Source organism: Okeania hirsuta (genome assembly GCF_003838195.1).
GTDB classification, from domain to species: Bacteria; Cyanobacteriota; Cyanobacteriia; order Cyanobacteriales; family Microcoleaceae; genus Okeania; species Okeania hirsuta.
The window spans coordinates 1-6421 of sequence record NZ_RCBY01000327.1 but is presented as its reverse complement, the minus strand read 5'-3'; the positions used below and the strand labels follow the sequence as shown (position 1 = coordinate 6421).

The window sequence follows — 6421 nt, the reverse complement described above, 5'->3', positions numbered from 1 at the left end:
CCGTCCATCACCGGCATATTGAGGTCCATGAGGATCAAATCATAGACGTTAGAAGAAACCATCTCGAGAGCGATTTTTCCATTTTCGGCCACATCTGCCTCAATGTCCCATTTCTTCAGGTATTTTTTCCCTACCATGACATTTACCCGATTATCTTCCACCAACAGCACTTTCTACCATGAGCCATGAGATTCGTACGCTATGAATGCAGAAGTCGGAATCTCTCATTACTTTTAGAGGATAATCCCAAAGAAAATCAAATTCCCAGTCTCAAGGCACTGGAATTCTCCGCTCGTCATCTGCTTTCCTCATCACGATATCCTGGATTATTCTAAAATTGAAGCGGGGAAAACTCAGTTTTTGAATCGGAAGCATTTGATTGGAAGACCTCATGCTCAATTGCATAAAACTTTTCTCCTTCAAAGCAAGAGATAAAAATATCGCCTTGAAACTGTCTTCAGCCAAGAAGCTGGAGTACAAAATTAAAGGCGATAGTTTTCGCTTAAATCAAATCCTTACCAAATCTGGTAGGTAATGCCTTGAAATTTACAGATCAAGGAGAAGTTAGCTTTGGCTACAAGGGTGGAAGGAGCGGATCAGGAAGAAACAGGATCTTCACTTTTTTGTATCAGATACAGGTATTGGGGATACCGCAGGACAAGGTTGAAACATTTTCGAGCAATTTTACCCAGGCATCGGAAGCAACGACCCGTTGAATACGGAGGAACGGGCCTGGGATTGGCGATATGCAAGAAGCTGGTCGAACTTCAGGGAGCGAAATAGTCTGGAAAGTGAGTTGGGGAAAGGAACCACCTTTTTGGTTCACACTGTCCTTCACAAAAGGTGCTTCTCTTTGGCAGGAAGATAAAGGCAAAGCTCAGGTATTCAATTGGAGTAAGGGCTCTTTGAAAGGTATGAAAGTGCTGTTGGTGGAAGATAATCGGGTAAATGTCATGGTAGGAGAAAAAATACCTGAAGAAATGGGACATTGAGGCAGATGTGGCGAAAATGGAAAAAATCGCTCTCGAGATGGTTTTTTCTAACGTCTATGATTTGATCCTTCATGCACCTCAATATGCCGGTGATGGACGGATTGACAGCTACTGAAGAGATTCGAAAAAAGATGGAAACTACTACATTCAATTGCCAATAATAGCCCTTACTGCCGATGTATCGGAGAATGTAAAGGAAAATATTCTACAATCAGGCATGAATGATTTACCTGACCAAACCCTTCGATCCCGAAGATTTATTAAAAATCTCTAAGCTCCTATTTCCGGGGAGTTCCGAATGAGAGAATTTCGATTCAATAAATTAGCCTCCACCCAAGGTGAGGGCCCCATTGCCTCTCAAAAAAGGCTTTTATTTTTATGGGACGAAAGAGGAAGTGCAAATTCACCATTCAAATCAAAGCCGAGGATACAATAAGCTCGAACTTGGATACTTGCTCTGAACTAGAACCCAGAGCTTACTACCGCTTTTTTTTCTCTATGCTTCATAAGCGATTGCTAAAACTGCTTAGCCTTGCAAACATAAGCCCTGGCATAAGACCGTGGTTTTTCAGGTGATACAAAAACACCCACTCCAGTCAATTTAGCTGAGCGCGCATCTATGTTTTTTAATATTTGCTAGGGAGTATCCGTTTCCTTCTCCTTTTTTTTACGAGGGGCCTTTCTCCGTCTCCTTACCCTCTTGCGACGTTCTCTCTTTCTTTCGAATAAGCTTCGTATTGTATCCCAATGCTCGACTGTCAAAATTCCTTTGACTTGCTCATCGGCACTGGACTGAAGCTTCATCATTTCTTCCCGCATGGCTTCTCTGTCGCCTTCCGAAGATTCAAAAATCTCCCGCCTCTTGCTGCGCATATCTTCCTGGATAGCCTTCATTTCCTCCACCTGATCATCCGTTTAAACTCAATTTAACTTTGAGGAATCCATATTAGGTCCATTCCTCTTCTCCCGCGCCCTCGGGACCTTGTGCCCACATTTCTGTTCCGAGAGAGATGAGTAGGCCTAAAAACAGGTTATTTAAATAGTCTCATAATAATTAATTAAATGCTGTGTGAATGTTGTCTTTTCTTACAGATTGCTCAAGTTCTTACATCTGTGTCTGAACCTAAAATTTCATTTCTTAGACAAATAAAGTCTCAACTATATTCCCTTCTGGCACAATTTCTGCAAAATGAACAAACGAAGAGATAACTCTCCTATATCTCTCAGTGAGGATCGGTCATTACCCCTGACCACTTTTGTAGAAAAACCCTCCAAAATATTTACACAATTCATAGCTATAAAAAGAGAAAATCCCGAGGGATGAAATAAATTTTTCTTACCCTTTTAAAAATGATTTTTTACTCATTTTTTATTTAAACATCGATAAAAATGTCATTTTAAACCCAAATCTTACTTTATACTTGAAGCTATAAATAATATTATTACAATTTGTAACGTAGTTAAAAATAAGAAAACCAATCACACAAACGATTTAACCGTTTCTTTCAGGAAAAACTACAGTTGATCCAAAGAGTAAGCGAGACAGTCCAAAAACTCCTATACTTGTAACATCAACAGCAAGATATTTGACGTTCTGATTTCACTCTCCCAGCTAAGTCTGACTCACTCAAAGAGTATGGGCTGCTTATAGTTTTTAGAGCAAGGGCTGAGGTTGATTTCACACAAAGTGTTTGAGTCCTCGGTTTTTAGAGCAAGGGCTGAGGTTGATTCATGCAAAAGCATTTGAGTCCCTCGGTTTTTTAGAGCAAGGGCTGAGGTTGATTCATGCAAAGCATTCGAGTCCCTCGGTTTTCTAGAGCAAGGCTGAGGTTGATTCATGCAAAGCATTCGAGTCCTCGGTTTTTAGAGCAAGGGCTGAGGTTGATTCACACAAAGTGTTCGAGTCCCTCGTTTTTAGAGCAAGGGCTGAGGTTGATTCATGCCAAAGCATTCGAGTCCCTCGGTTTTTAGAGCAAGGGCTGAGGTTGATTCATGCAAAGCATTCGAGTCCCTCGGTTTTTAGAGCAAGGGCTAGGTTGATTCATGCAAAGCATTCGAGTCCCTCGGTTTTTAGAGCAAGGCTGAGGTTTGATTCATGCAAAGCATTCGAGTCCCTCGGTTTTTAGAGCAAGGGCTGAGGTTAATTCATGCAAAGCATTCGGTCCCTCGGTTTTTAGAGCAAGGGCTGAGGTTGATCACACAAAGTGTTCGAGTCCCTCGGTTTTTAGAGCAAGGGCTGAGGTTGATTCATGCAAAGCATTCGAGTCCCTCGTTTTTAGAGCAAGGGCTGAGGTTGATTCATGCAAAGCATTCGAGTACCTCCGTTTTTAGAGCAAGGGCTGAGGTTGATTCATGCAAAGCATTCGAGTCCCTCGGTTTTTAGAGCAAAGGGCTGAGGTTGATTCATGCAAAGCATCTCGAGTCCCTCGGTTTTTAGAGCAAGGCTGAGGTTGATTCATGCAAAGCATTCGAGTCCCTCGGTTTTTAGAGCAAGGGCTGAGGTTGATTCACACAAAGTGTTCGAGTCCCTCGGTTTTTAGAGCAAGGCTGAGGTTTGATTCACACAAAGTGTTCGAGTCCCTCGGTTTTTAGAGCAAGGGCTGAGGTTGATTCATGCAAAGCATTGAGTCCCTCGGTTTTTAAAGCCATCTTGTCTATGCAGATGGCTTTTTTCATTTAGGTTCGTGACCAAATCTCTTTCCCCACAATCATTAGAATACTATCTTTTCAGACTTTTGCAGTAGATTGCAATACGCATGCATAACAATATTTTTGATACGGACCTCCACCCTTTAACTGAAATTGGGAGAAATCGTGAAAAATCTTTCACGATATGGCGAGCGAAACACGCAATGAGGAGCTTAGCCTAACCCTAAGTGAACTCAGGACAAGTATTGGAGAACCTTTTTTGTTTGTGATTTGTGGCGAAGTAAAGGCAGGAAAAAAGCAGTTTTATCAATGCTTTTGCTAAACGTGGGGAAAGATGTGGTGAAAGTTGCTCCTGATCCTTGTACAGATACGATACAGCAATTGATCTATGGAGACAGGCTTCTAGGTCGAAATAAACCCTACCTAAAAAAGATCATTCAGCCGTCGATATCCTTCGCAAAATCTCCATTGTTGATACACCCGGAACCAATACCATTTCAGAACATCATCAGGAGATTACTGAAAGATTGTTCCTTCGCAGTGATCTCATCGTATTTGTGTTTTGAGGCCAAAAACCCCTATCGCAATCAGCCTGGGATTTTTTTTTGATTTCATTCATAAAGATTGGCAAAAGAAGACATTTTCGTACTTCAGCAAGCGGACTTCATGAACGAAGCTGATTTGCAGGTGAATATTGAAGGAGTTAGAAAGCATGCATTCAAAAAAGGCATAAGTGATCCAAAAGTATTTGCTCTTTCAGCCAAACGAGAACAGGAAGGTGATCATGCAAGCAGTGGTTTTGGCAAGCTCAACGATTACATACGGGGACATATCACCAACCTGAATGCCTACAAATTAAAGCCCAGAAGTACAGTTTCCACCTCCAGGAACCTCCACGCCAGGCTTGAGACTACCCTCAAGGCCATGGAGGATCAATTGAAAGCAGATCGGGATTTCCGTGCAGATATTCACCATTACCCTGCAGGATCAGGAAGAAAGATCACAAAGACAGGTCGATGCTTTAATTCGCAATATGCTGGAGGATTACGATCGGATTTACGCTTGAAAGTCAACAAGCCCAAAGCGATGGCATGGGGTTCTGGCTCTTTACCAGAAAGAGCTTTAATGTCCGTTTTTAGCAAGGCTGATTCCCCCAGGAAGTTGGTTAAAAAGCCTGAGCGAGAGTTAGAACAAGATCTGACAAAGAATTTAACGACAGGCTGAATGAAGGAGTCGAAGAAATTGCAGATAGCATTCGGTACAGATGGTGCAAAAATCAATTGACCTGAAAATCCAGAACTCTCAAACTGTGCTCCGCCCCAGGCAAGACATTTTTGGAGACATATCTGAAAGCGAGGAGAATTGTTCTTAGAGAATTAAGGGAAGGATTTTCGGATTTTATTAACCAACTGAAAGCTTTGTTGGCAAAGAAAGTTTCCCGGAAGCCTCTAAACCCTCGCCCAATATTGCTGCAGGAAGTGGCATGGCTGTAATTGGAGCTGTTTTGGCCACTGTTACTTCTGGCAGTAGCTTTTGATATTACAGGCGGAATAATAAAGCGCGGCGGGAATAATGTTTGCTGGCGAACGATCCTTTTTGAAAAGAGGAAAAATTCTCGGAAGGCTTCAAAAAGGAAATTGACAAGGTAGAAAACAAGCTTTCCACTAACCTGGATCATAAATTAAAAGCCTACATTCTCATCATATTCGCAAAAAGATTGACAGCAATTTTACTGAGTTTTGATTAAATTGCTGGATGAAGAAGGAAAGGCATGTTGGGAAAATTAGCGGTCCAACATGCTTTTTACACGCCAAAGCCTGGACAAACTTGAGAGGAACTTAAACATTAAGACTCCTCTTTACGTTCAACCTAAGCTTTACCTACGTAACCCCTAAAACATTAGCTCCTATATGGATCTGACCGAACTTAGGAAACTTGTAAGACAAGGAGAAGGCTTTCAACTGAATTTAAACGCAAAGCCAAATACCCGGAAAAAAATAGCCCGGAATTTGTCGCATTTGCGAATTCCGAGGAGGCATTCTTTTGCTGGGCGTGGACGATGACGGCAGCATATATGGCAGTAAGAATTCTGGAGAAGATCAATTCATTCTCGAAGATTTTCTGGAAAAGTACCTCGTTCCCAAAATCGACTTACAAAATCCTGAGAATTCCTGTTAAGCTCGCAACGGGAAGTACTTGCCTTTCAGGTCAAATCTAGCTACCGTAAACCCCATTTTATTCGTTACCCCGACAGAAATAGTGATAAGCAAAGCCTATGTCCGGGTAAAAGACATTGAGTTGTAAAGGCCAGCAAGGAAATGGTACGTGTACTCAGACACAATAAGGATAAGCAGGGGTTTCCTTACGAAATAGCAGAAGCCGAAAAAACAAATTCTGACCTACCTGGAAGAGCATGCAGGCATCAACCTTCAAACCACTTCAAGAGCTTCTCAAAAGCAATCGCAGCAGGCATCCAGCAAACTGGTCATTCTGAACAAGAGCAGGAATCCTTTCTATCAATCCCAGCGAGAAAGGGGATATTTTCCCTGAACAAAAAAAGGCCTTCGAGTAATCGAAACATTCCAATAATAAAAAATTACCAAACTCACAGGTATTTATACAATTCAATTCAGATCTTACCGTTATGATGTAAGATTAGAACAATTCTGTTAATTATTTTAACTAGATTTGTTACCTACTGATTGAATAAGTCAAGGTCATTTTATTTGAAGAAACACTAACAGGGACCGATAACAACCATTTTACTCGTTCCGGACTGG

General features: G+C 41.6%; 4 protein-coding genes. 2 read left to right on the top strand and 2 right to left on the bottom strand.

Annotated features, from left to right (window positions below; all coding sequences use genetic code 11):
- A partial coding sequence (locus D5R40_RS43015; protein WP_153183514.1) for a response regulator occupies positions 1–161 on the bottom strand: 161 nt, incomplete at its 3' end.
- Positions 162–746: 585 nt separating this feature from the next.
- On the opposite strand from D5R40_RS43015, the gene D5R40_RS29365 reads away from it, so the two are divergent.
- Positions 747–992, top strand: a complete 246-nt coding sequence (locus D5R40_RS29365; protein WP_124155615.1) for a response regulator — start codon at positions 747–749, stop codon at positions 990–992.
- A gap of 636 nt (positions 993–1628) precedes the next feature.
- Here the strand turns inward: D5R40_RS29365 and D5R40_RS36400 are convergent.
- The gene (locus D5R40_RS36400; RefSeq protein ID WP_124155614.1) at positions 1629–1886 is read right to left on the bottom strand and encodes a hypothetical protein; all 258 of its coding nucleotides are present in this window, start codon (positions 1884–1886) and stop codon (positions 1629–1631) included.
- Positions 1887–4265: 2379 nt separating this feature from the next.
- Here D5R40_RS36400 and D5R40_RS29350 point away from each other — a divergent pair.
- Positions 4266–4865 carry a P-loop NTPase family protein gene (locus tag D5R40_RS29350; protein WP_124155613.1) on the top strand — a complete coding sequence of 200 codons (600 nt, stop codon included), beginning with the start codon at positions 4266–4268 and terminating at the stop codon, positions 4863–4865.
- The last annotated feature ends 1556 nt before the right edge of the window (positions 4866–6421 follow it).

Bases quoted from the DNA above. Each gene is read 5' to 3' on its own strand.
- D5R40_RS29365 (WP_124155615.1), top strand. From the start codon at position 747: ATGCAAGAAGCTGGTCGAACTTCAGGGAGCGAAATAGTCTGGAAAGTG.
- D5R40_RS36400 (WP_124155614.1), bottom strand. From the start codon at position 1,886: ATGAAGGCTATCCAGGAAGATATGCGCAGCAAGAGGCGGGAGATTTTT.